The 25,972-nt window shown below is 55.7% G+C and carries 18 protein-coding genes; 16 read left to right on the plus strand and 2 right to left on the minus strand.

The window, feature by feature from the left end:
• Positions 1-226 precede the first annotated feature (226 nt).
• The 3 genes from NYE26_RS06555 to NYE26_RS06565 are packed head-to-tail and all read left to right on the plus strand — an operon-like array spanning position 227 to position 4,438.
• Positions 227-1,993, plus strand: a complete 1,767-nt coding sequence (locus NYE26_RS06555; RefSeq protein WP_339254769.1) for a sensor histidine kinase — start codon at positions 227-229, stop codon at positions 1,991-1,993.
• Positions 1,980-3,611, plus strand: a complete 1,632-nt coding sequence (locus NYE26_RS06560) for a response regulator (protein ID WP_339254771.1) — start codon at positions 1,980-1,982, stop codon at positions 3,609-3,611. Before NYE26_RS06555 ends, NYE26_RS06560 begins: the two co-directional genes overlap by 14 nt.
• Positions 3,608-4,438 carry an AraC family transcriptional regulator gene (locus tag NYE26_RS06565; protein WP_339254773.1) on the plus strand — a complete coding sequence of 277 codons (831 nt, stop codon included), beginning with the start codon at positions 3,608-3,610 and terminating at the stop codon, positions 4,436-4,438. Before NYE26_RS06560 ends, NYE26_RS06565 begins: the two co-directional genes overlap by 4 nt.
• Here NYE26_RS06565 and NYE26_RS06570 read toward each other — a convergent pair.
• Positions 4,425-5,933, minus strand: a complete 1,509-nt coding sequence (locus NYE26_RS06570) for an FAD-dependent oxidoreductase (RefSeq protein WP_339254775.1) — start codon at positions 5,931-5,933, stop codon at positions 4,425-4,427. The genes NYE26_RS06565 and NYE26_RS06570 overlap by 14 nt on opposite strands.
• A 236-nt stretch (positions 5,934-6,169) precedes the next feature.
• Between NYE26_RS06570 and NYE26_RS06575 the strand changes: the two genes are divergently transcribed.
• From NYE26_RS06575 to NYE26_RS06635, 13 genes are all read left to right on the plus strand, one after another.
• Positions 6,170-7,393: a hypothetical protein gene (locus NYE26_RS06575; protein WP_339254777.1), complete on the plus strand. Its 1,224-nt coding sequence runs from the start codon at positions 6,170-6,172 to the stop codon at positions 7,391-7,393.
• Between the two features lie 145 nt (positions 7,394-7,538).
• A complete protein-coding gene (locus NYE26_RS06580; RefSeq protein WP_339254779.1) occupies positions 7,539-8,957 on the plus strand; it encodes an extracellular solute-binding protein in 1,419 nt (472 codons plus the stop codon).
• A 68-nt stretch (positions 8,958-9,025) separates the two neighbouring features.
• The gene (locus tag NYE26_RS06585) at positions 9,026-9,925 is read left to right on the plus strand and encodes a sugar ABC transporter permease (RefSeq protein WP_339254781.1); all 900 of its coding nucleotides are present in this window, start codon (positions 9,026-9,028) and stop codon (positions 9,923-9,925) included.
• A gap of 13 nt (positions 9,926-9,938) precedes the next feature.
• Positions 9,939-10,838 carry a carbohydrate ABC transporter permease gene (locus tag NYE26_RS06590; RefSeq protein ID WP_339254783.1) on the plus strand — a complete coding sequence of 300 codons (900 nt, stop codon included), beginning with the start codon at positions 9,939-9,941 and terminating at the stop codon, positions 10,836-10,838.
• A gap of 91 nt (positions 10,839-10,929) precedes the next feature.
• Positions 10,930-12,312, plus strand: coding sequence for an FAD-dependent oxidoreductase (locus NYE26_RS06595; RefSeq protein WP_339254785.1), 1,383 nt, complete (start codon positions 10,930-10,932; stop codon positions 12,310-12,312).
• Positions 12,252-13,709: an SGNH/GDSL hydrolase family protein gene (locus NYE26_RS06600; protein WP_339254787.1), complete on the plus strand. Its 1,458-nt coding sequence runs from the start codon at positions 12,252-12,254 to the stop codon at positions 13,707-13,709. The genes NYE26_RS06595 and NYE26_RS06600 overlap by 61 nt, the downstream gene beginning before the upstream one ends.
• Positions 13,710-14,566: 857 nt before the next feature.
• Entirely contained in the window at positions 14,567-15,574 is a 1,008-nt protein-coding gene (locus tag NYE26_RS06605; protein WP_339254789.1) for a glycoside hydrolase family 130 protein, read from the plus strand.
• A 499-nt stretch (positions 15,575-16,073) separates the two neighbouring features.
• On the plus strand, positions 16,074-17,882 hold the full coding sequence (locus tag NYE26_RS06610; RefSeq protein ID WP_339254791.1) for a sensor histidine kinase: 1,809 nt from the start codon (positions 16,074-16,076) through the stop codon (positions 17,880-17,882).
• 3 nt (positions 17,883-17,885) lie between these two features.
• Positions 17,886-19,517 carry a response regulator gene (locus tag NYE26_RS06615; protein WP_339254793.1) on the plus strand — a complete coding sequence of 544 codons (1,632 nt, stop codon included), beginning with the start codon at positions 17,886-17,888 and terminating at the stop codon, positions 19,515-19,517.
• Between the two features lie 171 nt (positions 19,518-19,688).
• On the plus strand, positions 19,689-21,074 hold the full coding sequence (locus NYE26_RS06620) for a sugar ABC transporter substrate-binding protein (protein ID WP_339254795.1): 1,386 nt from the start codon (positions 19,689-19,691) through the stop codon (positions 21,072-21,074).
• A gap of 108 nt (positions 21,075-21,182) precedes the next feature.
• Positions 21,183-22,085 (plus strand): sugar ABC transporter permease, encoded by a 903-nt coding sequence (locus tag NYE26_RS06625; protein ID WP_036725649.1) that lies wholly within the window; start codon positions 21,183-21,185, stop codon positions 22,083-22,085.
• Between the two features lie 14 nt (positions 22,086-22,099).
• The gene (locus NYE26_RS06630) at positions 22,100-22,936 is read left to right on the plus strand and encodes a carbohydrate ABC transporter permease (RefSeq protein WP_076079688.1); all 837 of its coding nucleotides are present in this window, start codon (positions 22,100-22,102) and stop codon (positions 22,934-22,936) included.
• Between the two features lie 70 nt (positions 22,937-23,006).
• Positions 23,007-24,014 carry a glycoside hydrolase family 130 protein gene (locus NYE26_RS06635; protein WP_339254798.1) on the plus strand — a complete coding sequence of 336 codons (1,008 nt, stop codon included), beginning with the start codon at positions 23,007-23,009 and terminating at the stop codon, positions 24,012-24,014.
• A 701-nt stretch (positions 24,015-24,715) separates the two neighbouring features.
• Here NYE26_RS06635 and NYE26_RS06640 read toward each other — a convergent pair.
• Positions 24,716-25,918: an ROK family protein gene (locus NYE26_RS06640; RefSeq protein ID WP_339254800.1), complete on the minus strand. Its 1,203-nt coding sequence runs from the start codon at positions 25,916-25,918 to the stop codon at positions 24,716-24,718.
• Positions 25,919-25,972: the final 54 nt, after the last annotated feature.

Below are 25,972 nucleotides of genomic sequence, written 5' to 3' on the forward strand. Positions count from 1 at the left end.
TGAGATATTCATAGCCATACTTAATATAGCCTGTTTGAAGCCGGTGCCTGCCGGAATTCAAACAGGCTATTTGGTGCAGGCGGAGAGGGAGGCGGCGGGTTGCCCTGTACATACGGTAGATCCATGCTCCGCATACGGTGAATTCACTATTTCGTGCGCTGCGTATTGTCGGACCGGACGTTCAGGTGACATAATCGAAGAGCAGGGCATCTGCACACAGGAAGGCGTGAACGACTTGAACTATTTCCGGAAGCAATCATTCCGCAGCAAATTAAAAACTGCATTCTTAGCCGTGATCCTCCTCTCCGTACTGATGACCGGGGGATTGTCGTATTCCATCTCGGCGGCGACTCTGGAGAAGAATGCGCTGAAGCTTACCCAGGATAACGTTGTCAAATCAGCGCAGATCATCGATGAGAAGCTGAACAAGCTGATGCTGATTATGATGACCTTCATGATCAGCCAGCCTTTTCACGATATGATGCGGGATGTCGTCACCGGGGATACAGGCCGGTATTATACTCATCTGAATGATCTTGATAACGTTTTCTCACAAGCGCGGATTGCGGAGCCGCTGATCCATTCGATCTATGTGTCCACGCCGATCGGGGAGTTCTACCCTTCCTCGATGAACCGGAACCGTCTGACGGAGTTCAAGGATACCTTACTATATGAGCGGATCGAACAGGAGAAGAAGAATACATGGGTTGAAGGCCATGAGGACATGCTCTTCTCCGGGAAGGAACGGGTTATTTCACTGATTCTGGAGCCTATATTTGATACAGCGGTCCGCGGGGTCTATATTATCGTCAACATCCGTGAAGACGGCTTCCGCAAGCTAGTGAGCGGGGATACCGGCGGAGGGGCACGCAGCTTCCTGCTGAACGCGGCAGGCAGCCCCGTCTATTCTGTGAAGGACCCGCTCGTTCTGCAGGCGGTGGAGGGCAGTGATCTGACCGGCATGATCAGCAGCAGCCGGAATCTCAGCAATACCTTCAAGCTGGGCGGCGAATCGTATCTGCTGAACTATGCGCATCTGGGTATTGCTGATTGGACGATGACCACGATCCAGTCCAAGTCTGGTGTGCTGAAGGATATGATCTATGTGAAATGGCTGCTCGTGGTGGTAGCCCTCTTCGCCTTCACTGTTACCATGATGGTATCAGGAGCTTTTACCCGTTATCTGCTGCGTCCGCTGCAAGGTCTGATGAAGGTGATGAAGCGGGTGGAGAGCAATGATCTGACGGCAAGATTCGAGAGCGGGGGCGGAGACGAGCTGGCCCAGGTCGGGATGCGGTTCAACCAGATGCTGGAGCAGATCGTAGTGCTGATCGGAGAGGTCACACAGGCACAGACCAATAAGCGCTCGGCAGAGATCAAGGCCTTGTCGGCGCAGATGGACCCTCATTTCCTGTACAATACGCTGAATACGATCTACTGGAAGCTGAATCTGAAGCAGGTGAAGCAGTCGCAGAGCATGGTCATGTCGCTGTCCCGGCTGTTCCAGCTCGGGCTGAACAAGGGGCAGGAGATCACTACGCTGTCTAAGGAACTGGAGCATGTCCGCATGTATCTGGAACTGCAATGCAGCTGCTATGAAGGGCTGTTCCGTTATGAGATTTATGTCGAGGATGAAGCGCTGGTTACCCTCCCGATTCCGCGCATTCTGCTGCAGCCGCTGGTGGAGAATAGCATTCTGCATGGCTTCCGCAACCGGGAGAGCGGGGGGATAATTGATCTCGAAGTCTTCGATGAGGGAGCGCGCTGGTGTATCAAGGTCAGCGACAATGGAGCTGGTATGGACGAGGAGGCGGTCCGTGCATTGTTCCGGCGGGAATCGGAGAAGGGCTATGCCGTATCCAATCTGATCCGCAGGCTGCAGCTCTACTATGGGGACAGTGCAGCATTACGGGTGGACAGCGGGCCGGGCCGGGGGACGGCGGTTATTATATCTTTACCCAAACGGGAGGAGCATCAGGATGGACGATCATAGCGTAACCCTCTGTATCATTGATGATATTAAAAGCGTGGTAGAAGGCCTGACCTGCATGAACTGGGCGGAGCACGGCATCCGGGTGGCAGGGACCGCGGCCAATGGGGAGGATGGGCTGGACCTGATCGCGGAGCTGCGCCCGGATCTGGTCATTACGGATATCCGTATGCCAAGGATGGACGGGCTGGCCATGCTGCGTGCCGTACTGGAGCATCACCGGGACTGTAAAATCATTCTGGTCAGCGGATATGCCGACTTTGAATATGCACAGCAGGCGGTACAACTCGGCGCATTCGACTTCGTCGTCAAGCCGTTCACGGAAGAGGAGATCATGAAGGCGGTGCTGCGGGCAAAGGCGGAGATTATGGAGCAGCGTTCCAGGCTGGATACGCTCCGGGAGATGGAGAGCAAGCTGCGGGAGAGTCTGCCGGTGCTGCGGCAGGAATATTTCGCCCTGCTGGTCAGCCACCGAACGTCGTGGGAGCAGGCGAAGGCGCGCTGGGAATTCTTAGGCATCGATCTGAACCCCAAGGGGTTCGTGGTGATGCTGCTGGAGATCGATCACTTTCAGGAGCGGGCGGCAGAGCTGTCGATCCGCGAGGTGGAGCTGATCCGCTTCTCCCTGCTGAATATCACCCAGGAGACCATTGCCGGGCATACGCGCTGCGCGGTGTTCCGGGCCAAGCATAACCGCTATCTTGCGGTGATGAATGACTGTGGTCCGGCCAGTGCGGTCGAGATTGCCGAGCGCTGCTGCAAGAACATTGAACGGTATACCAAGTTCACGGTGTCGGCCGGAGTCGGTGGCCGGGTGGAGGAGACCAGCGAGCTGCCGGATTCCTACCGCCAGGCGCACCGGGCGCTGGCCCACCATTTGTTCACCGGAGGCAACGCGGCCATTATGTATGATGATGTTCACCAGAACGGAAGCCAGGAGCCGCTGGCACTGGAGTACAAGGACGAGCTGCTGCTGGCACTGCGCTCCGGCAATGTCAGCCGGACAGGCGCAATTCTGTCAGCCATTTCAGAAACGTTGCAGAGTCTGAGCTCCGGGCATAATCCCGATTATCTGCTCGTTCTGTATGAGGAGCTGGCCGCATCAGCGATCCGCACCTTCTATGAGCTGGTTCCGTACGGGGAGATTCAGCCGCTGATCCAGCGGTTCCGGGCGGTGCAGGGAACAGCGGGGCTGCCGCTTGCTACTCTCCAGCGGATGCTGCTGGATCTGTGTACAGAGGGGGCTGCCCTGGTTCGCAGGAGCAGTCTGTCCGAAGGGCAGAAGGTGATTTATGAAGCGATAGAATATATTAAAAGCCGCTTGTCCGAGGATATCACGGTCGGTGAATGTGCGGCCCATGTACATCTCAGCACCAGCTACTTCTCCAGCCTGTTCAAGAAGGTGAACGGAGTGACCGTTACCCAGTATATCACCGCAGAGCGAATTCACAGAGCCAAGCTGCTGCTGGTGGAAGGGGCACAGGTTCAGGAGGTGGCCTTCGCTGTGGGGTATGAGGAGCGCAGATACTTCAGCGAGATGTTCAAGAAGATCACCGGGCAGACACCGTCGGAGTTCAGGGCGGGGTACCACCCGGACCGCCAGGAGGAGCCCTACCATTGACAGCGTCCGATCCGCACCGGTGCAGCATCCTGTATGCCAACTATTTCACACATACCCAGCCTCACTCCGTTCAGTATCAGGACGGCTTATCCTTCTATCTCTTCAGACTTCAGATGGAAGGGACCTGCCGTGCTCTGGTAGACGGAAAATACGAGACGATCATCCCCGGGGATCTGCTGATCTATGCTCCGGATCAGCCGTATGAGCTGATCGTACAGCCCCGCAGCGCTCCAGGCTCTGGGGGAGTTCAGCCCGCCTCGGATTATTTCCTGATCGGCAAAGGGGAGTGGCTGGACTCCTGGTGGCAGGACCGCAGGCTGCCGGCCCGGACGAATATCGGCTTCGACGATACGGTCATTACCTTATGGAAGCATATTGCCGGCGAGAAGAGGAAAGTAATGCAGCATCAGGAGGAGCTGATGGATTATCTGCTTAGAACGTTCTGCCTGACGCTGGAGCAGATCGTTCAGGCACGGCGGCGCACCAAAGGGGCGGAGACCGCCTACAGGCTGAAGCAGTTCATTGACAATCATGCCCATGAACCGCTCAGCCTGGAGCAGATCTCCGCCTCCGCCGGGTTAAGCATCTCCCGCGCTTCCTCCTTGTTCAAAGCCGCCTTTGGCCAATCGCCGTTCGCCTACTGCATTGATGTCAGGCTGAAGTCTGCCGAGCAGCAGGTGCTCTACAGCACACTGTCACTGGAGCAGGTTGCCGACAATGCGGGCTTCCAGAGCTACGCCCATTTCTGCCGGATGTTCCGGGAACGGTATGGCGCTCCCCCGGGAGAGTACCGGCGCAGCTTCGGCTTCCGGTTCAACCCCGGCTGAGTCCGGTGGTGTACAGCACCTGATTGAACTCAAGCAGTACCGCTTGCAGCTGTCCATACTCCACATCCTGAACCATGCCGTCCCCCTCAAGCGCCAGTACAGCAGCGGCTGCCGCCGATTGACCCAGAATCATGAAGACCGGCTCCATCCGGATGGAGCCGTAGGCCGCATGAGTGGCCGACAAGCAGACCGGTACGATCAGGTTGGTGCATTCGCTGCGTTTCGGCACCATCGCCCGGTAGCTGATCGGATAAGGCTCGGCCAACCGGATATAGAATCCGCCCTCCGTGCTGACATGCCCGTCTTCGTTCACATAGTATTGGGTATGATGCGAGTCCATGGCGAAGGAGCCCATCCCGGCGGAGTCCGGCACCGGGTGCTCCCGCCTTACATCATGCTCTGTCACTACATAATCTCCAGTCATTCTGCGCGATTCCCGGATGTAGAGCTGGGACGGCCAGTGGCCGCTGTCCTCGAATTCATCGAGTGGCAGGCCCCACGGCTTGTAGGCCTCCCGGATCTCCTCCGGCACCCGCGGATGGTTCTGGATCGTCCAGACAACCCCCTGCTGGTAGATGCGGTGGGCCTCCCATATCTTGTCCCGCGCCGCATAATCCGCCTCTGGATAACTGTGGTTCATGCCGTTATAATCCGTAGAAATGCCGCTATTGTTATTGGAATCGGTCTTGTCCGCAGTGACCCGGTTCAGCTTGAAGAAGCGTGAGCGCTGCCCCTGCTCAATGGCCCGGAACAGAAGCTCATAATCGGCTTCGTTATAGCCCTCAGGCTTGCTGATCATCAGGCGATTGCCCGGATTGTCTGTCAGACACATGCGGAAGTTATAGGCTTGCAGCTTACGGTCTCCCTCGCCGGCATCGCCGCCACGGTCCGCATTTACACGCGGGAGTAGTCCGCTCGAAGGCATTCCTTTAATGACATAGGGGTCAATTCCCGGAGGGAGCTCGTTCAGTTCAGGGCCGGGCTGAATGCCGTTTAATGTCTCCCCATACTGTGCGTTCGGCTCCCGGCCGACCACATAAGACACACCGGAATGGCCCATCAGGTCTCCCTCATAAGAGGCGTCAATGAACATTTTGCCGTGATAGACCTTCCCGGATTCCATCGTAATGGACGTGATTCTTGAGCCTTGCCGGGTCACCCCATTCTTAAGCTCCAGCATTTCCCCGCAGACGACTTCAAGGTTATGCTCCGCAACCCAGTCCTGCAGCACCTCAAGCGCAACCTTAGGCTCGAACAGCCAGCAAGCCCGGTCCTGCGCATATTTCCGCGCGATCCGCTGGTAGAATTCCAGAGATAAGCCGCCGACTGCCTCTTTCATTCCTACATCCGTATCACCCAGCCCTCCGGTGGTCATGCCCCCAATTCTCCGGCTCGGCTCGATGACTACCGCACTTTTGCCCATAATAGATGCCTGGACAGCCGCTGTAATGCCTGCAGCCGTTCCGCCGTATATGACAAGATCATATTGTTTCATCCGGCGTACCCTCCTCCTTGGTAACGATTTTGCCTGCAAAAATGATTATAAGCCGCTGCCCGGACCCGCGTGAATGATGGATCTTCCTGTTTCATTTGACGGATCTTACTGTTTTGCCCGGAAGGCGGGTTTCAGGAGAAAAGTCTTTTGAATTCGCGGATGGCCTATGATAAGTTGTTTGCTGAAAACGGAATCTGCCCCTGACCTCAACCTCAGGAGGTAAACCAGGAGGAACTATGAAACCACAATTTCGCTATTTGGACAAACCGGCGCTTGAACCTGTACCAGGCTGTGACTGGGCGGACAAAATGGTTCTGAATCCGGCAATCATCCAGGACCCTGACTCGAATGACATTCATATGCTGTTTCGGGCAACGGGCCCGTGGCCGCAGAAGAGAAGAGAGGGCTGCCATGATCCCTATCCGATTTTTTTGGGATATGCGCGGAGCAGGGATGGGGGAGAGACCTGGGAAGCAGACTTTTCAAGACCTGCTCTTGCTCCGGCCCTCGGGTATGAAGAACATGAATTGTACATTACGGACATTTACGGACAAAGAGTGCGGAATTATGCCAACGGCTGTGTGGAGGACCCCCGTATCTTCTATGTCGGGAACGAGCTGTATGTCACGGTGGCCTGCCGGGCGTTTCCCCCTGGCCCTTACTGGCTTAGCAGCCAGCAGCCTCCGGTCCAGACGCGCTTTGAATACGTGCCGGATTGGATTTTTGCCGGAGAGGGTTCGGACCCGTTCATTCAATCAGCCCGGGCGAATGATACGGTCAGCGTTCTGTACAAGCTGAATTTAGCCAAGCTGAAGGAAGGGGAATATGAAGACGCTTTCGGGTACGTAGGCCCGCTTACCGAGGGGCATGTCAGCGATAACCGTGATGTGTTCCTGTTTCCCGGGAAGATGAGGATTGCAGGTAAATGGCAATATGTGATGCTGCATCGGCCGATGAATGTCCTACCCTTTGCAGGCGGGGGCCAGGCGGGCAAGCCATCCATTTATCTGGCGGCGGCGGAATCGATTGCGGATTTCGCTTCACCTGCGGCAGTCCACCGGCTGCTGGCCAGTCCGCTGTTTGATTGGGAGGAGGATCGAGTGGGGGCAAGCTGGCCGCCGATCGCCTTGGGGGATCAGGAGTGGCTGGTGGCTTATCACGCGAAGAAAAATGTGCAGTTTGGCTATACCCAGTCCTTCATGATCCTCAAGGAGCAGGACAATGATTTTCCGGTTATCATTCACCGGTGCTCTGACCGTCTGATGTATGCCGAGCGGGATTGGGAGATGCCGGAGGATTACCCTACGCCTTGTCTGTTTACCACGGGTGGTATTGTCGTGGGGGAGGATCTAATCATGTCTTATGGCGCTGCAGATCAAAAGGCGGGTATCGCTTGGGTCCATTTTGCGGAATTATTGGAGTATATCCGGACATTTGATGAGAACGGCATCCTGCTGTAACGGGAGAGCCCGGCCGCTGCCGCCTGCCGCAAAGAATAGAATTCTGTCCCTCAAGAGTGAGTCTGCCGCACTCCTTTTGCGGGAGGGGTGGCCTATAATAGAGAACGAGCTCACAATACAAATGTCAATCAAAGGGGTAGAACGTATGCAGAAAAAATGGTTGGGCCTCAGCCTGAGCCTCATGCTGGCCGCCGGAATCGCCGGCTGCGGCGGGAACGGGAACAATAACAAGAGCGGCGGTGCGGCAGAGGGAACATCCGGAGCGGCAACAGCGAGTCCGACAGCTTCGGCCGCAGCAGAAACAGGCGAGCCGGTACAGCTTAAGTACTGGACGGATGACCGTCATGACCAGGAATATATCAAGGAACTGATCAACAAGTTCAATGAGACGAACGGCGAGAATATCCAGGTGGAACTGACAGTCATGTCTGAGAATTACGCGCAGAGCGTTGACATTGCCTTCACCAGCAACCAGGCACCGGATATCCTGCGTTTGAAGAGCGGCAACACCCCCGAATTTGTCAAAAAAGGCTATCTGGCTCCGATTGACGATTACCTGACCGACGAGATCAAAACGAAATTCGGCAGCCTGCTGATCGATAATGTCAACCGTTTTGACGGCAAAGTGTATTCCTTGGCCAATACCGGCCTCACCCTGCGTCTGATCTACAATAAGGATCTCTTTGACAAAGCAGGCATCGCGAATCCTCCGGTATCGTTGCAGGAAATGGTCGATGATGCCAAAAAAATCACTGAAGCCGGCAAAGCCGAGGGCATATACGGCTTCGCGCTGAACTTCAAAAGCCCGAAGGCGGCCTTTGACCGTTCGATCCGCGAGATTCTCTCCTTGAGCGGCTACCAGGGCCTTGGCTTTGACCTGAAGACAGGCCAGTTCGACTTCGCGCCTTACTCTCAGGTTATCGAGTATTTCAAGCAGATGTACGAAGACAGAAGTATTCTGCCGGGGGCGGAGACACTGGATATCGACCCGCTGCGCGCCCAATTTGCCGCAGGCAAAATCGGCATGTACCTCAGCTTCTCGACGGAGCCCGGCGTATACCAGGACCAGTTCCCGACAGAAATCAACTGGGCAGGTGCCCTGGCCCCTACGCTGGACGGGCAGATTAAGGGAACCTCGGAGATCGTATCCGCCGGCACCTGGCTCGGGATCAGCGCGAAATCGGCACATCAGGAGGCCGCCTGGAAATTCATGCAGTACATGTACGGCGACGATATTCTGAAGACGTATCATGAGAAGGGCTTCGGGATTGCTGTAGTGCCGAGTATTGTGGAGCAGGCCAAAAAGCCGGAAATTGGCGGTATGGAAGGCTTCCTGGTCGGTGAGCATGACTCGCTCTGGCCTGCTGTGCCGAACGTCACGCCGGAAGGCTCTACCTATGCGGATGCTTTCTTCAAGTATATGCTCTCGGGCGGGGATGCCAAGGCCATTGCTGCTGATCTGAATACAAGATACAATGACGCATTGTCCAAAGCAGTGGAGAAGGGTGAGGTTACCGTTACACCGGACCCGGCCTTTGATCCAATGAAGCCGCAGGGAGAATAACGGGTTACACAGGGGCTTGTACGGGATTCCCGGATCAGCCCCTTTGCTTTCCCTGAAGGAGACTAATTATGATTTACAAATGGAAAAGACTTGGGGAGAATTCCCTGTTCCTGGCACCGAGCATCATTCTGACACTCACGCTCGGCATCTATCCTCTGATCTGGATGCTGCGCTATATGTTCTATGATTATGCCGGATACGGCGAGGCGCTGTTTACCGGGCTGGACAATTTCAGCCGGCTGCTGCGGGATACCCTGTTCTGGGAATCGGTCGGCAATACCTTCGTTTTTGCCGGAGGGAAGCTGCTGCTGACCCTGCCGCTGTCCCTGCTGCTGGCTGTTATTCTCAACGGCAGACTGCGCGGGTCGAATCTGCTCCGGGGCATTTATTTCATGCCGACGGTTATAAGTACCGCAGTGATCTCTGTTGTTTTTTATAACATCTTCAATTCCTATAACGGCATGGTTAACACAGTTCTGATGAAGCTGCATCTCGTCTCCCAGCCGGTCGACTGGCTCGGTCCGAAGCACGCCATGCTGACGGTTATTCTTGTGGCCGTATGGGGTGCCGTCGGGAACTATATGCTGCTCTTTCTCGCCGGGTTGCAGAGCATTCCGCAGGACCTGTACGAGAGCGCGTCCATCGACGGAGCGAACGCCGGAAGACGCTTCTGGAATATTACGCTTCCGATGCTGGCTCCGGTAGCCCAGATGGTCATTATGCTGGCGATTATCGCTTCACTGAAGGGCTATGAGAGCATCATGGTCATCACCGAAGGCGGACCGATCGGCAAAACGGAAGTCATGTATCTCTATCTCTACAAGCTGCTATTCCCTGTATCCACCGGTTCACCGGTAACGCAGCAGCTCGGTTACGGCAGCGCCGTGGGCTTCGCCACCGCTGTGATTGTCGGAGCGGTAACCGGCCTGTATTTCTTCTTCAGCCGCAAAATGAACAAGGTGTATTAGGAGGCTTATCCATATGAACGAATCTGTGATATCCAAGCAGCCCGGAGGGCGGCCGCAGACGGTGGACCGGACGCCCGGTACTGCCGGGAGAATCGTAACCCGGACACTGATGTGGCTTTTCCTGCTGGCAACGGCGGTCCTGACCTTGTTTCCGCTGCTGATGACGCTGACCGGTTCCTTGAAGACCGGGGCCGAGATGATGACTGGGGGAACGCTTTTTCCCGCCAAGCTGCAATTCAACAATTATGCTGAAGCCTGGAAGCAGGCTAATTTCGCCCGCTATACCTGGAACAGTGCATTTATGAGCGTAATGGTGACGGTGGGGACGCTGCTGGTGGCCTCGATGGCTGCTTATGTGGTGGACCGGCGTGATTTTCCGGGAAAAAGGATCTATGTCACGGTGCAGGCGTCCATGATGTTCATTTCAGTCGGGGCCATTGTCCTGCGCCCGCAGTTCGATCTGATGGTTGCGCTGCATCTGAATACTACGCTGTGGGGGGTTATTCTGATTCTGATCAGCGCCCATTCCAGCACCTTCTTCATGCTGCAGGGCTTCTTCAAGGCGATTCCCCGTGAGCTTGACGAGGCTGCGATGGTGGACGGTTCCGGCTTCATCCGTACGTTCTTCCGCATCATTCTCCCGCTGCTGACTCCGGGGCTTGGCGTGGCTGGACTCTTCGCCTTCCGGCATGCCTGGAACGAATACATTCTGCCGCTGGTCTTCACGATGACTAATCCGAAGCTGCAGACACTGACGGTCGGGCTGGCGAATCTCCGCTATGGCTCTTCGGCCGCGATGCAGATTCACCTGATGATGGCCGGGGCCTGTCTGTCCATCCTGCCAATGCTGCTGGCGTATGTTCTGGCGAATAAGACCTTCATCCAGGTGACGGCCGGATCGGTGAAGGGGTAATAAATTTGAAGATAAGCCTATGCTTCCGAAGCGAGTTTTGCGAGGTGGATTCAGGTGAAGCTACGCTATCAAAACTTTTAGGAGGATAACAATGAATTACGGACATATTACAGTACCACAGGCAGAGGTGCCGGTCTCCCGCGAGGTGGATGTGTTGGTCATCGGCGGCGGGGCGGCAGGGATTGCCGCTGCCATCTCCGCTGCCGAAGGCGGGGCAAGCACCATGATCGTGGAGCAGCGGGGGTATCTGGGCGGAATGGGGACCGTGGCGCTGGTGCCTGCCTTCTGTCCCTATACGGACAAGCTCAAGCCGATTATCCGCGGCCTCGGGCTGAAGCTGATGGAGCGGATGAAGCAAGCCTGTGATCCGGGTTATCAGGAGGAATACCGCGAGATGCTGGACTGGGTGCCGATTGATCCTGAAGTGTTGAAGCGCGTCTATGACAATGCGGTACTGGATAGCGGTGTGACGCCGCTGTTCCACACCTTTGTCTACGATGTGGTGCGTTCTCCGGACGGACAGACGATAGAGGGTGTAATCATTGTCAATAAATCCGGGAGATCCTTCATCCGCTGCCGTTATATCATCGACTGCACCGGGGACGGTGATATTGCTGCCCTGTCGGGCGTGCCGTTCCAGAAGGGAGGCGATGAAGGCGAGCTTCAGCCGGGCAGCATGTGTTATCTGCTTGCGAATGTGGACCGTCCAAGCTTCAACCGCTTCCTGGCGGAGACGGGAGATACAGGTCAATTGCACCGGACGGTGGAGCAGGCCATCCTGGAGGGAGCGCTGCCGGAAGGCCGCAAATCGATCTCCGGCCTGGCCTGGGTGAGCGATCAGCTGGTCGGCGTTAACTTCGGCCATGTGTTCGGGGTGGACGGAACGAAGGCTGAGGACCTGACACGCGGAGCGATTGAAGGCCGCCGGACGGTGCTGCGACAGCTTGAATTCTTCCGCAAGTATGTGCCTGGCTTCGAACAGGCGCATCTGGTGGCAAGCGGAGAGCAGCTTGGCATCCGGGAGACGCGGCGTATCCAGGGGGATTATACGCTGACTGTGGACGACTTCGTGGCCGCGCGTTCTTTTCCTGACGATATAGCGCGCAATGCTTACTATATTGACATTCATCTGGCGACAAGCAAAAGTGATATGACCTTCAATCATCTGCCGCCGGGCGTCTCCCACGGGGTACCTTACCGGGTGATGCTGCCGGTGGGCATCCGCAATCTGTGGGTGGCGGGACGTTCGGTGTCCTCGGACCGGGCGGTGCAAGGCTCCCTGCGCGTCATGCCGAACTGCTTCTCGATGGGCCAGGCCTGCGGCACGGCAGCAACGCTTGCGCTACGGGACGGCACGGACTCCCGAAGTATCTCGATTCCTGAGCTGCAGCAGCGACTGCTGGAGCAGGATGTGTGGCTCGGGGAGAATTTCGTTCCGGGGGCGGCGGAGCAGGATGCGGGGCAGGCGCAGTGAGCGGCGCGGAGAATGTGAAGAGTGTTAAGGGCGTGAAGAGCGTGGGGAACGTGGAGAGTGTGGAGAGCAGGAAAAGTGCGGAGCGAACGGAGAGTGTGAAGAGCGGGAAGAGTGTGGGGAACGGGAAGAGTGTGGGGAACGTGGAGAGTGTGGAGAGCGGGAAGAGTGTGGGGAACGTGGAGAACGAGAAGAGCGCGGAGCGAACGGAGAGTGTGAAGAGCGGGAAGAGCCTGGAGAGCGGGAAGAGTGTGGGGAACGGGAAGAACGTGAAGAGTGTGGAGAACGTTGAGAGTGTGGAGAGCGGGGAGAGCCTGGAGCGCGTGAAGAGCGTGGGGAACGGGAAGAGTGTGGGGAACGTGGAGAGTGTGGAGAGCGGGAAGAACGTGGAGAACGTGAGGAGCCTCCCTTTGCTGGAGGATTGGTTTCATGGGGCGGTCTCGCTGGAGCACCGGCAGGAGGGGATCAAGCCCTGGCGGATTCCGTTCCGGGACTATGATCTATATCCGCCGGATGGGATCGGCGGCAAGGCGGAGATCTGCTCCGGTATCCGGCTGGGGCTGTCCACCAGCTCCAGCACCTTCGCACTCTGGTTTGAACCGCTTGACGAGGACGCAGCGCTGGATTGCGTTGTTGACGGCCGGCTGGTGCAGACGCTCCGGCTTGCTGCGCAGTCTGCGGAGGCCCGCTTCACCGGGCTTCCCCCTGGTGTGAAGGAGCTGGAAATCTATCTGCCGCAGAATACCGGCATGACGATCAGCGGTCTTGCCATTGATGATGATGCCGTTGCCGAACCGCTGGCGGACCTGCGGCCCCGCTGGGTGACGTATGGAAGCTCGATTACCCAGTGCGTAGCGGCTTCTAGCCCGTCGCGCACCTGGCCGGTGATCGCCGCCGGAGAGATTGGCTATCACTTGACCAATCTAGGCTTCTCCGGCAACTGCCTGATGGAGCCGATGGCGGGCCGGCTGATCCGGGATCTGCCGGCTGACCTGATTACCTTGTGCGTCGGCGTGAACATCTACGGCGCAGCGTCCTCCAGCCCGCGGATGTTCAAGCCGCTGCTGATCGGCCTGCTGGAGACGATCCGGGAGAAGCATACAGAGACACCTATGGTTGTCATCTCGGCTATTTACGGAACGGAGCGTGAGACAGAGGAGAATCCGCTCGGCTTCACCCTGCCGCTGATGCGCCGGGAGATCGCGGATACAGTGAAGCTGCTGCAGGCGCGGGGAGACCGCCATCTGCATTACCTGGATGGGCTGGAGTGGTTCGGTCCGGCGGACGGAAACCTGCTGACCGATGGTCTGCACCCCGGTCCCGAAGGCTATGAGCTGCTGGGCAGCCGCTTCAACAGCAGGTTGGCGGCTGCACTTCAGGGCGGAATGCTGCACCAGTAGAGCATCAACTTTAAAATTGTAAGATGAACCTCAGGGGTGTTAAAGGCTGAGCATGAACATCAAGCTAGATGTTGGGCTGATCCTGCACCCGTTACCGCTTTCTGCTCTTACATTCAAGTAGTGATTGTATTTCCTGCAATAGAAAATGGATTACTGGCCGTAAAATGAGATTCTATTGTATTTCATACAGTAGAATGTTGTGTTTTGGGTGAAAACTGGCCTTTGTTCCACATTCAATTGTACGGAATACAATAGATTCACTTTCGAAGCCTTTTTTACAGTATTCTAATGTACAAAATGCAGTTACTATCGTTCCAGCGCCTAAGCATCCGAATGAGACGCTGGCTCGTTAAGGTCCGGTAATGGTCCCATATTCACAATATTAAATCTGATGCTGCACCAGTAGAGCATCCAATCTCACTCTGAGGGTTTGCTATGACCCGATTAAGTACCAGCAATAGGCTTAAGTGTATTTTGTACAACTAAATCTTATGATGTACCGCTGAATATGCATTTAGTTGTATTTCATACATTTAAACTGGCATCCCTACCTGGGTTATCGCCCATTCCGGCAGATTTAGTTGTACAAAGTACAGCTAGAAGAGGCGAACCTTTCTTTTCACGGTTTTTAGATGTACAGAATACAACTATCGCCGAATACTCGGTTCAAATGCAACTTTAACGTTACCATAATTATTAACTAAATTCAGTCCTTGTGCTCTAATGCTCTACTAGCTGAAAATGGAAGATTTCATGTGAACATTTTATAGATTAACTATGCAAGATGATGCATAATAGGGGATGCAAAGACACTGGTTGCGCTTTCATCTATTAACTTACAGAGGGGAATCTGCACAATGAACGATCTGAAGACAGGAACGCTGACTTCAAGTCCGGTGATGGTCCGGCATCCGCTTAACCCGATTCTGAAGCCTTCTGATGTACCCTATGGACCGGCGATGGTATTCAACGCCGGGGTGACGAAATTCAAGGGCAGATATGTCATGGTGTTCCGCAATGATTACGGGGATGAGAGCAAGGGAATCGTGGCTCCCCATCATACCACCAATCTGGGGCTTGCCTTCAGCGATGACGGCGTCCATTGGGAGGTACAGCCGGAGCCTTGCTGGTCCTGGCATGATGAAGAGGTGGTCCGGGTGTATGACCCGCGCCTGAGTGTCGTCGGAGACCGCTGTTATATGTGCTTCGCGGTCGATACGCGTCACGGGCTGCGCGGAGGGATCGCTGTCACTGACGATTTCCGTTCGTTTGAAGTGTTAAGCCTGTCGCTGCCGGATAACCGCAATATGGTACTCTTCCCGGAGTTGATCGGAGGCAAGTATGTAAGGCTGGAGCGCCCGCTTCCGGTCTACAGCCGGGGCGGCCGCGACCGCTTCGATATGTGGATGAGCGATTCCCCCGATCTGAAGTACTGGGGGAACCATAAGCTGCTGCTGGCCGTGGAGCAAGTGGCTTATGCCAACGATAAGGTAGGTCCAGGTGCGCCTCCGGTGAAGACGGACAAGGGCTGGCTGACCACCTTCCATGCAGTGGATCTCGATCCTGCCCGGGGCAAGAACGGCTGGGAGGACACCTGGAAGAAGCGCTACACCGCCGGAATTATGCTGCTGGATCTGGAAGATCCGAGCAAGATTATCGGCCGGGCGGAAGCCCCTCTGCTGGTGCCGGAGGCAGCGTATGAAATTTCAGGCGGCTTCCGCAACGATGTCATTTTCCCCGGCGGGATGATCCTGGAGGACTCGGGCGAGGTCAAAATCTATTACGGTGCAGCCGATACGGTGGAATGCCTGGCCACGGCTCATGTGGATGATCTGCTCCGGCTCTGTCTGGAGCCGAAGAGATAATTAGACCGGTTATATAGGCAGGGGGCCTTCCGTTATGCGGGGGGCTCCAGCCTTTTTTTGTTGAGAAATTATGATTTACGCCGCCTGTGGATAGGTATGTACTAAAAAAATGTATAGAAGAATGCTGCAAGAAGTGCAACAATACTGCCCCATAGAAGCGGCCTCTGCCGGAATCCTGCACAAACTGCAACATATCCAGCGATAACTTGCTCTAACTATCAAAATTTGTGCAAAAAATGCAACATTGTACTTCGACCCCGTAACATTTATAGATGAATCCTGCAAAAAGTGCAACAATGCTCTGCCCCCCATCCAAGCAATAGGTGAGAGAAGTCGTCAGCATCCCTTACCCGCAGGATGATTTTGTTCAAATAGGCAGCGGAATCTGCCGAATTATCATGCCCTGTCTTGACGCCGGGCCGGAGCAGCCGTATCGTACAAGTGACAAGAACCGATAACCAAAGGGAGGTACAAGGTACATGCTTCAGAAGGAAAAGCTATGAATACATTCACAGCCTATGGCCGGCAGCTCGGGCGGCAGATCGCCGGCAGGTATTACCGGATATCCATCAAACAGAGGATTCTGTTCTCGTTCATCGTGCTGATCACGCTGTCCATCGGTGCAATGGGCACCTTCTCATATTGGATTGCCGCGCAGGAGATCGAGGATAATGCTTACGCCGGCAGCCGGGAGACCGTAAGCAAAACGGCCCAGCTGCTGGATTCCCGCCTGAATGATGTAGCGCTGTCTGTACAGTCCCTGATGCTGAGCGATGCGTACCGCAAGATGATGCTCGATGTGTTCAGCCATGAGGTGTCGAATTACTATGTACACCTGTCCGATCTGCAATATGTCCTCTCTCAGGCAATGTTCAATCAGCCGATCATTGAGAGTGTGCTAATCGTAACCCCGATTGGCGATTTCTATCCCACTACGCAGATCCGGGCGCAGGACAACTCGTTCTACGGGTCGGAATTATATGATCTGAGCAAGGAGCAGCCGGGCGGCTACTGGGCCAAAGGACATTATGACCGGTTGTTCACAGGCAGCCAGAGGGTGGTCTCCTTCGTAGTCCGGGGAATTTATGAATACCCTTACACGCCGATCAGCAATGTATTTATTGTGGTCAATATCAGGGAGAGCCGGATCGATGAGCTGCTGAATACAGGCGGAGAACAAGCAGGGAGAAATTATTATCTGGTGAGCGGGGAAGGAGAGGCTGTGGTGGAGTCCCGCTGGCCGTTCCGGGGCAGGTTCCCCTGGAAGCCGGTGCTTGTCGAAGCCGGAAAAGCGGCCGATCCGCAGGATCACTACTACAGCTATGGCGGCAAGGAATATCTGGTGAATTATACAAGCTCAGCCGTATCACACGACTGGATCATCTCCGGCATGCAGTCGCGGGACCAGCTGCTGGGCAAGCTGCAGCGGGTGCAGCGGATCACCCTCTATGTCATCGTTGTTTTCCTGCTGGCGACCTGGCTCATTTCGAATAAGCTGACATCTGTACTGCTGAAGCCCCTGTTCAAGCTGCGGCGGCTGATGCGCAGAGTCGAAGAGAACCAGCTCAGTGTGGTGTATGAGAGCCGTTATGAGGATGAGGTTGCCCAGGTCGGCTTTCAGTTCAACCGGATGATGTCGGAGATTAAGACGCTGATCGCGGATGTGAAGACCAAGGAGGAGGGCAAACGGCATGCAGAGATCCGTGCCCTTACGGCGCAGATGGAGCCGCACTTTCTGTACAATACGCTCAATACCATCTATTGCAAATCGGTCATGGGCGAGAATGACGATGTAAATGAGATGATCCTGTCGTTGTCGCAGATGTTCCAGATCGGACTCAGCGGCGGCAAGGATCTGATTACCCTTGCGGATGAGCTGTCCCATATGCGGCAGTATTTTGCCATTCAGCAGAAATGCTATGAAGGTCTGTTCGAATACACGGTGACGGTAGAGGACGAGGCTCTGCTGTCCTGCCTGCTGCCGAAGATTATCCTGCAGCCGGTGGTGGAGAACAGCATTCAGCATGGCTTCAGCGACCGGACCATAGGAGGCAGGATAGACATCACGGTCAGCCGGGAGCAGGGGATGCTGCATATTTGTATTACCGACAACGGACGGGGACTTGATGCTGCACAGGTCAAGCAGGGGATGGCCACGGTTCCGCAGTCGAGGAAAGGTTATGCCCTGTTCAACATCAGGCACCGGCTGGCGCTGTATTACGGGGATGAAGCCCGTATGGATGTGGGCGGCGAGCCAGGTAAGGGATCACGGACGGATCTGTGGATTCCCTCAGAGGAGGAGCGTTGAAGGATGGACTGGAAGCTGGAGCCGGAAAAGTTCAAATTATGTGTAATCGACGATATCAAAAGTGTGGTGGAGATGGTCTCGCGCAAGCCGCCGTGGCAGGAGTACGGTATTGAGGTCGCCGGTACGGCGCTTGACGGCGAAGCGGGGCTGCAGATCATCCGCGAGACCCGTCCGGACATTGTGCTGACGGATATCCGCATGCCAAGAATGGACGGCCTGCAGATGACCCGGGCGATTCTGGAGGTGCTGCCGGACTGCAAGATTATTATTCTCAGCGCCTACTCGGAGTTCTCTTATGCCCAGGAAGCGATCCGGCTGGGGGCACTTGATTTCGTGAAGAAGCCCTTTTCCCTGGAGGAGATTGTGAATGCAGTGCTGAAGGCCAGGGAGCTGTGCCGGGAGGAGCGTCAGGAGACGGCCAGACTTGCTGTGATGGAGGCGAGAATCAGGGAAAGTCTGCCTATTCTCCGCCAGGAATATCTCACCTTCCTGCTGCACCACCAGACGACAGAGACAGATGCCCGTTCCCGCTGGGCCTATCTTGATATCCCGCTGGACCAGCATGATTTCTTCGTGTTTGTCGCCGAGATCGATCATTTCGCGGAGAAGCTGGGCGGCCAGCCTGTGCAGGAGGTCGAGCTGCTGAGGTTCAGCCTGCACAATATTCTTGAAGAGACGATTTCCGCCTGGACCCGCGGCATTATTATCCGGGAGGCGACAGACCGGTACGTCTGCATCATGAACGGTTCGGACCCGGAGACCGCCGCGCTGATTACGGAGGCCTGCTGTACGAATGTAAGCCGTTTCTCGCGTCATACCATTTCTATTGGCGTGGGGCTGGGCACGGCGGCGATTCAGGGGCTGGGTACGGCGTACAGACAGGCGCTGAGCGCCCTGGGGTATCATTTCTATACCGGGGGCAACGGGGTATTTCATTATAGCAATATCGAGAATAAACCTCTCTCGCTCCACAGCTATTCTGCCGCCGCCGAGCAGGAGCTGCTGTTCGCCTTGCGTTCCGGCAATTCCGCCAAAAGCCTGCAGGTGCTGGAGCAGTTGTTCGCGGAGCTGCTGGACAGCGGGCTTTGGCCTGAGCCGCGTTATGTGGAAAGTGTCGGCTATGAGCTGAGCTCCAGGATCTGCCGGGTCCTGCTGGAGCAGTTCCCTTACGGGCAGGTGGAGCCGCTGGAGCTCCGAATTTCCGCCCTGAAGAACCAGATGCATCCTTCCCTGCAAGATATCCGGGACCTGCTGTCCTGGCTGTGCCGGGAGGCCTGTGCGCTGGTTACGGAGGCCCGTTCTCTGGAGTCCACACGGATTATCCGCCAAGCCGTCGAATACATCCATAGTCATCTGGACACGGGGCTGTCACTGGAGCAGATGGCGAAGCAGATTAACCTTAGCCAGGGGTATTTCTCCAATCTGTTCAAGAAGGTGCAGGGAATTTCGTTCCAGCAGTATGTGATGCATGAGAAGATGGAGAAGGCGAAGGCGATGCTGATCAGCGGCCGGCAGGTTCAGGAGATCGCCCAGGATCTCGGGTATGAGCACAGGCGCTATTTCAGCGAGGTATTCAAGAAATATACGAGCATGACTCCGTCGGAGTTCAAATTGCATTATATTGGAAAAGAATAGCAATCAGCAGGGGAGGGATTTCCGCAGGGCGGAGATTGCCTCCCCTGTTTGTATACAACTCCTACAGAAATCTGCCCTTAATGTGGGCTTACCCGCCTTATCTGAATCCGCCTATAGAACTATAATCAAGTTGTAAGCGAATACAGCAGGGTATATAAGGGGGCACTACCAATGATGAAGCGTACGCTAATGACATCTCTGAGCCTGGTCCTGGCACTCGGCTTGGCAGCCTGCGGCAATGGTAACAGCGGCGGCAATGCAGCTGAAGGCAAGGGAGAAGGGGCGAAGGCCGGTTCGGGGGAAAAAACTAAAATCAGCTATTGGACAGGCGACCGCCACGATGCGGATTTTATAAAGGAGAAGGTAGCCGAGTTCAACGCATCCAATCCTGACGGGATTGAAGTGGAGCTGGTCGTCAAGGGCGATGACTTTGATACCGCACTCGATCTGTCCTTCCAGACCTCGGATGCGCCGGATGTGATCCGGGCGAAGGAGAATACCATCCAGACCTTCTACAAAAAAGGCTTTCTCGCTCCGATTGACGAGTTCCTGAGCGATGAGATGAAGACGAAATTCCCGGCCATGCCGGATCTGAACGAATTTGACGGCAAGCGTTACAGTCTGCCGAACTATGGAACGACCATGCGTCTGGTGTACAACAAGGATCTGTTCGCCAAAGCAGGCATTGAGCATCCGCCGACAACCCTGCAGGAGCTGGTGGATACCGCCAAGAAATTGACAGCAGCCGGCAAAACGGACGGTGCTTACGGCTTCGCCCTGAACTTCAAGAACCCCGGCAGTGCGTTCGCACGTTCGGCGCGGGTGGTTGCGGAGATGAGCGGCTATGGCGGCTTCGGGTATGATTTCAAGACGGCCCGCTATGACTTCAGCGGCTTCGAGCCGATCATCAATGCTTTTAAGCAGATCAAGGACGACGGCAGTATGCTGCCGGGTGTAGAATCGCTGGATATTGATCCGCTGCGGGCGCAGTTTGCGGAAGGCAAGATCGGAATGTACATGTCCTACTCCTCGGAGCCGGGCGTCTACAAGAATCAGTTCCCGGCCAAGATTGACTGGGCGGCTGCTCCAGTTCCGACCATCGACGGCAATGTGAAGGGGGCTTCCGGCTTCCTCGGGGGCCAATGGCTGGCGCTCAGCTCGAAATCAGAGCACAAAGAAGCAGCCTGGAAGTTCATGGAGTTCATGTACGGCGATCAGGTGCTGACGGATTATCAGGAAAAAGGCTTCGGCATCTCCATGGTTCCGTCCATCAGTGCAGCAGCCAAGACACCGGATGTGAACGGCATCGAAGGCTTCCTGCCGAACAAGTACGATGGAGTGTGGCCGGTCTATCCGTCTGTAGCACCGGAAGGCATGAAATCGGATGACGCCTTCTTCAAATATATGCTGAACGGCGGCGACCTGAAGGCGATTATCGCTGATCTGAACAAACGCTATAATGCTGCACTGGACAGTGTGATTGCGAATGACGGCGTGAAGGCCGAGCCGGATGCCGGCTTTGATCCCGCCGCTCTGGGCGGCAAGTTCGCCAAATAGACAAAAGGTTAGGGATAGAGATATATAGGCCGGGATAGCGGGGGATGAGGGAGCAGCTTCCTCATCCCTCTGCTCTGGCCGTAAAGGAAAGGAGCCGGAAGAAACCAGATGAACAAAACGAAACATGCCTTATTTTCATACAGCTTTATCTTTCCAAGTGCCTTGCTTACGCTGGTCCTCGGGATTTACCCGATTGCCTGGGCGTTCCGCTATATGTTCTATGATTACAAAGGGTTTGGAACGGCGCGGTTTACCGGTCTGGCCAATTTCAGCCGCATTCTGAAGGATACCCAGTTCTGGGATTCGGTGGTGAATACGTTTGTCTATGCAGGCGGCAAGCTGCTGATCACCATTCCGCTGGCCCTGCTGCTGGCCGCCATATTGAACCGGGGGCTGCGGGGCAGACAGCTGCTGCGGGGGATTTTCTTCATGCCTACCGTCATCAGTACTGCCGTAATGGCTGTAGTCTTCTTCACGATTTTCAACTCGTATAACGGAATTCTCAACCAGTTCCTGATCCGCTCTGGCCTCTCCGATTCGGGTGTGGACTGGCTGGGGCCGAAATATGCCATGCTCACCGTCATTCTGGTTGCGGCCTGGGGGGCGGTCGGCAATTACATGCTGCTCTTCCTCGCCGGTCTGCAGAATATTCCCGAGGATGTGTACGAGGCTTCTTCTCTGGACGGGGCAGGCAAAATCCAGCAGTTCCGCTATGTCACCCTGCCGATGCTCGGGCCTGTCATGCAGATGGTTATTATGCTGGCGATCATCACAGCCCTGAAGGGCTACGAGAGCATCATGGTACTGACTGAAGGCGGTCCTGTAGGCAAGACGGAGGTCATGTTCCTGTATTTGTACAAATTATTTTTCCCTGTCGGCGGGGGCAGCGCGGCGGTTCAGGTCCAGGAGTTCGGATACGGCAGTGCGGTCGCCTTTGTGTCTGCGGTCATTGTAGGGATGATATCACTCATTTATTTCTACGCATCCAGACGTATGAATCAGACCGATTGAGGAGAGAGGCTATTATGAGACTAAGAACCATACTGGGTAAAATCATCCTGTGGATTTTTTTGCTGACTGTTGCTTTTATCACCCTGATTCCGGTCGTAATCACGATCCTGGGCTCCTTCAAGACCAATGCTGAGCTTACTGCGGGAGCGACTTTCCTGCCGGAGAGCTGGCACTTCTCGAACTATGCCGAAGCCTGGTCGCAGGCGAATTTCTCCAGATATACGCTGAACAGCCTGATGGTTTCTCTGGCGGCAGTGGTCGGCACGCTTCTGGTATCATCCATGGCGGCTTATGTAGTGGACCGGATGGATTTTGCCGGCAAAAAATTGTATATCGGACTGCAGTCCTTCACCATGTTCGTGGCAGTAGGGGCGGTTGTGCTGCGTCCGCAGTTCGATCTGATGGTTAAGCTTCATCTGCACAACAGCCTGTGGGGCGTTATTTTGATTCTGATCTCCGCCCATGCTTCGATCTTCTTCATTCTGTTCAGCTTCATGAAGGGGATTCCCCGCGAGCTGGACGAGGCGGCGCTGATCGACGGCTGCTCCCCGGGCCGGACCTTCTGGCGGATCATTCTGCCGCTGCTCGGACCCGGACTTGGTGTAGGCGCCTTATTCACCTTCCGCGGCGCGTGGAATGAATATCTGCTGCCGCTCGTGTTCACGATGACGAAGCCGGAGCTGCAGACGCTGACCGTCGGGCTGGCGAACCTGAAATACGGGATTTCGGCCGCTTCCCAGACCCACTACATGATGGCGGGCGCCTGCTTATCCATTCTGCCGATTCTCGTCGCCTATCTGTTCGCCAACAAATCCTTCATGCAGATGACCGCCGGTTCCCTGAAGGGGTAGCTGTAGGGCTCTGCACAGACTATAGACAACATGAAACACTCAACATTCAACATTTAAGGAGGTACACCCCATGACACTACACATTCCGGCGATTCTGCAATCCGCCCCGTTCATCCGGCGGTATCCGGGCAATCCGGTGCTGGATGCAGCGAAGGTTCCTTACTCCACCGCACTGGTATTCAATGCCGGTGTAACGAAATTCAACGGCAAATATGTGATGATCTTCCGCAATGATTACGGCTCGCTGGCCGATCAGACGCTTGAGCCGCACCACACCACGGATCTCGGCATTGCCTACAGCGACGACGGGCTGAGCTGGACCGCCGGCCCGAAGCCGGTGTTCAAAATGCACGATGAGGAAATTATCCGTGCCTACGACCCGCGCCTGACCGTGCTCGGCGGCCGCTGTTATATGTGTTTTGCCGTGGATACACGCCATGGCATCCGCGGCGGAATTGCCGTCACCGATGATCTGGAACACTTTGAGGTACTCAGCCTGTCCACACCGGACCTGCGCAATATGGTGCTGTTTCCCGAGCTGATTGGCGGCAAATACGTCCGGCTGGAGCGTCCCTTCACGGTGTACAGCCGCGGCGGCCGGGATCGTTTCGACGCCTGGATCTCCGAGTCGCCAGACCTTGTGCATTGGGGCAACTCCAGCCTGCTGCTCGCCGTCGAGCAGGTGCCGTTTGCCAATGACAAGGTCGGTCCGGCTGCGCCTCCCGTCCGGACGGACAAGGGCTGGCTGACCACCTTCCATGCGGTGGATGTAGACCCGGCCAGAGGCAAGCACGGCTGGGAGGACACCTGGAAGAAGCGCTATACTGCCGGAATTATGCTGCTGGATCTGGAGGACCCCCGCAAGGTGCTCGGCATGAGTAAGCAGCCGCTGCTGGCGCCGGAGACGGATTATGAGATTGGCGGGGGCTTCCGTAATCATGTGATTTTCCCCGGCGGGATGATTCTGGAGGATGACGGCGAGGTCAAGATCTATTACGGCTCTGCGGATACGGTTGAATGCCTGGCGACTGCCCATGTGGACGATCTGCTCCGGCTCTGTCTGGAGCCGGGGGAATAAGTAAAGTTGCAAGCTGGCTGAAAGCGGGAATGAGGAGCGGCAGTGGTGGGATGGTGCATTAAGTGCAACAACGGTAGCTTAATAGGAGCGACTTGAGCGGAGAGTGTGCATAAAGTGCAACAATTCTAGCACGATAGTAGCAACCGTGGGCAGAATGTGCAAAAAGTGCAACATTGCAGCTCAATGGGAGCGACTTGAGCGGGGAGTGTGCTTAAAATGCAACATTTCTAGCTCAATTGCAGCGACCGTAGGCAGATTGTGCATAAAGTGCAACAATGCAGCCCCATAGGAGCAGCCAGCGCAGGAATCCTGCACAAATTGCAACAACACAGATCCAATTAGCACCGGTTCGCCGAAATTCCTGTAAAATCTGCAACAATAGCTCCACAGCCAGTAACCAATGTAGAGAAATCCTGCAAAAGGTGCAACATTGCCGGAACCCAGCCAAACCCGCTAACTGAAAGCGGGCGTTGGGGCGGGAATAAGGTGTAAAAGTGCACTTGAATTGGCCGAAAGTGGGCGATGGGTGGAAATGAAGTGCAGAAGTGCACCAGAATTAGCCGAAAGTTGGCGTTGGGCGAGAATGAGGTGTAAAAGTGCACTTGAAATCGCTGAAAGTTGGCGATGGGCAGGAGTAAGGTGCAGAAGTGCACCTTATCCCGGCCTAAAGCAGGCGCAGGGCGGGAATGCGGTACGCCCTCTCAGCTCGTCAACTGGTGCAGCACCAGAGCACATGCACCTGTTGCAACTGCGCGCTCGCCCAGGCTGCTCCGGGTGAAGCGGACATTGTACTGTCCGCGGTAGTAGGTCCGCTCCAGGGCGATCCGCGTGGCGGTCTCGTAGAAATCTGCGGCGAGGAACAGCGGGCCGCCCAGGATGACCTCCTCCGGGTGGAGGATGTTAATCAGGTTCGCCAGCCCGATGCCGCAGGCCACCGCCATCTCATCAAATAACCGGACCATCACACGATCGCGCTCCCGGAGCGCTTCCAGCAGATGGACGAATTCCAAAGCCTCCGCATGCTCTGCCAGAGCACGGAGGCTTGTGCTGCTGTCCAGCCGCCAGGCCTCGCGGGCCTGCCCCTCCAGCGTCCGGACCGACACATAGCTCTCCCAGGCCCCGGCGTTGCCGCCGGGAAGCTGCGGCGGTACTCCCGCGCGGTCAATGATCATCTGCCCGACCGCTCCCTCGGTATCGATTATGCCGTAGAGCAGCCGCCCATCGTTCATAATAGCGGAGCGCAGGCCGATTCCGGCATGGAGATAGAGAAGGTGCTGCTGCATCCGGTTGCTGCCGGCCCAGTATTCGCCGAGCAGTGCCGTATTGGCTCCATTATCCAGATAAACAGGCACCCCCAGGCGCTGCTCCAGCTGTTCCTTGATATGTACTTGTGACCAGCCCTCTGCAGGAAAACGGGCCGGATTCAGGATAACTCCGGCTGTGCGATCCAGCGGACCAACCGCACCGATGCCAAGACCGGCGACCCGGCTAAGCTGGACAGAGGCTGCGTCAAGCATCTGTAAGCCTTGTCTGTGGAGCGACTCCATTAGAAGCTCGGGGGTAAGCCCTGCATCCATGTTCCAGGTATGCTCGCCCAGCAAGCGCAGATGAAAGTCTGTCAGCACAAGCTTGGCATGGGTACGGGAGATCTCCAGCCCCAGCAGATAAGCGTAAGATGGATTCGTCTCATAGAGGGTAGGGCGGCGTCCTCCGGTGGATTCGCCGAAGCCGACCTCAACCAGAAGCTCCTGGGACAACAGTTCATCCAGGATGCGTGTTAACGTGCTTATGGTCAGTCCGCTTTCGTCCAGCAGGGTCTGCTTGGAGACGGTACCGTGTTTTCTGACCGTGAAATAGATCTCTCTGGCTTTGGGATTGGCGATGATTTCATGAATAGGCAGCACAGATGGTTCTCTCCTTATGAAAAGACTATACCTGACGAATGGACTACATCTGCT

Origin of the sequence: Paenibacillus sp. FSL P2-0136 (assembly GCF_037975325.1) — a bacterium.
GTDB lineage: Bacteria > Bacillota > Bacilli > Paenibacillales > Paenibacillaceae > Paenibacillus_AQ > Paenibacillus_AQ silagei.

Coding starts and splice junctions, on each gene's coding strand:
- NYE26_RS06560 (WP_339254771.1), top strand. CDS start 1,980: ATGGACGATCATAGCGTAACCCTCTGTATCATTGATGATATTAAAAGC.
- NYE26_RS06570 (WP_339254775.1), bottom strand. CDS start 5,933: ATGAAACAATATGATCTTGTCATATACGGCGGAACGGCTGCAGGCATT.
- NYE26_RS06575 (WP_339254777.1), top strand. CDS start 6,170: ATGAAACCACAATTTCGCTATTTGGACAAACCGGCGCTTGAACCTGTA.
- NYE26_RS06580 (WP_339254779.1), top strand. CDS start 7,539: ATGCAGAAAAAATGGTTGGGCCTCAGCCTGAGCCTCATGCTGGCCGCC.
- NYE26_RS06585 (WP_339254781.1), top strand. CDS start 9,026: ATGATTTACAAATGGAAAAGACTTGGGGAGAATTCCCTGTTCCTGGCA.
- NYE26_RS06590 (WP_339254783.1), top strand. CDS start 9,939: ATGAACGAATCTGTGATATCCAAGCAGCCCGGAGGGCGGCCGCAGACG.
- NYE26_RS06595 (WP_339254785.1), top strand. CDS start 10,930: ATGAATTACGGACATATTACAGTACCACAGGCAGAGGTGCCGGTCTCC.
- NYE26_RS06605 (WP_339254789.1), top strand. CDS start 14,567: ATGAACGATCTGAAGACAGGAACGCTGACTTCAAGTCCGGTGATGGTC.
- NYE26_RS06610 (WP_339254791.1), top strand. CDS start 16,074: ATGAATACATTCACAGCCTATGGCCGGCAGCTCGGGCGGCAGATCGCC.
- NYE26_RS06615 (WP_339254793.1), top strand. CDS start 17,886: ATGGACTGGAAGCTGGAGCCGGAAAAGTTCAAATTATGTGTAATCGAC.
- NYE26_RS06620 (WP_339254795.1), top strand. CDS start 19,689: ATGATGAAGCGTACGCTAATGACATCTCTGAGCCTGGTCCTGGCACTC.
- NYE26_RS06625 (WP_036725649.1), top strand. CDS start 21,183: ATGAACAAAACGAAACATGCCTTATTTTCATACAGCTTTATCTTTCCA.
- NYE26_RS06630 (WP_076079688.1), top strand. CDS start 22,100: ATGAGACTAAGAACCATACTGGGTAAAATCATCCTGTGGATTTTTTTG.
- NYE26_RS06635 (WP_339254798.1), top strand. CDS start 23,007: ATGACACTACACATTCCGGCGATTCTGCAATCCGCCCCGTTCATCCGG.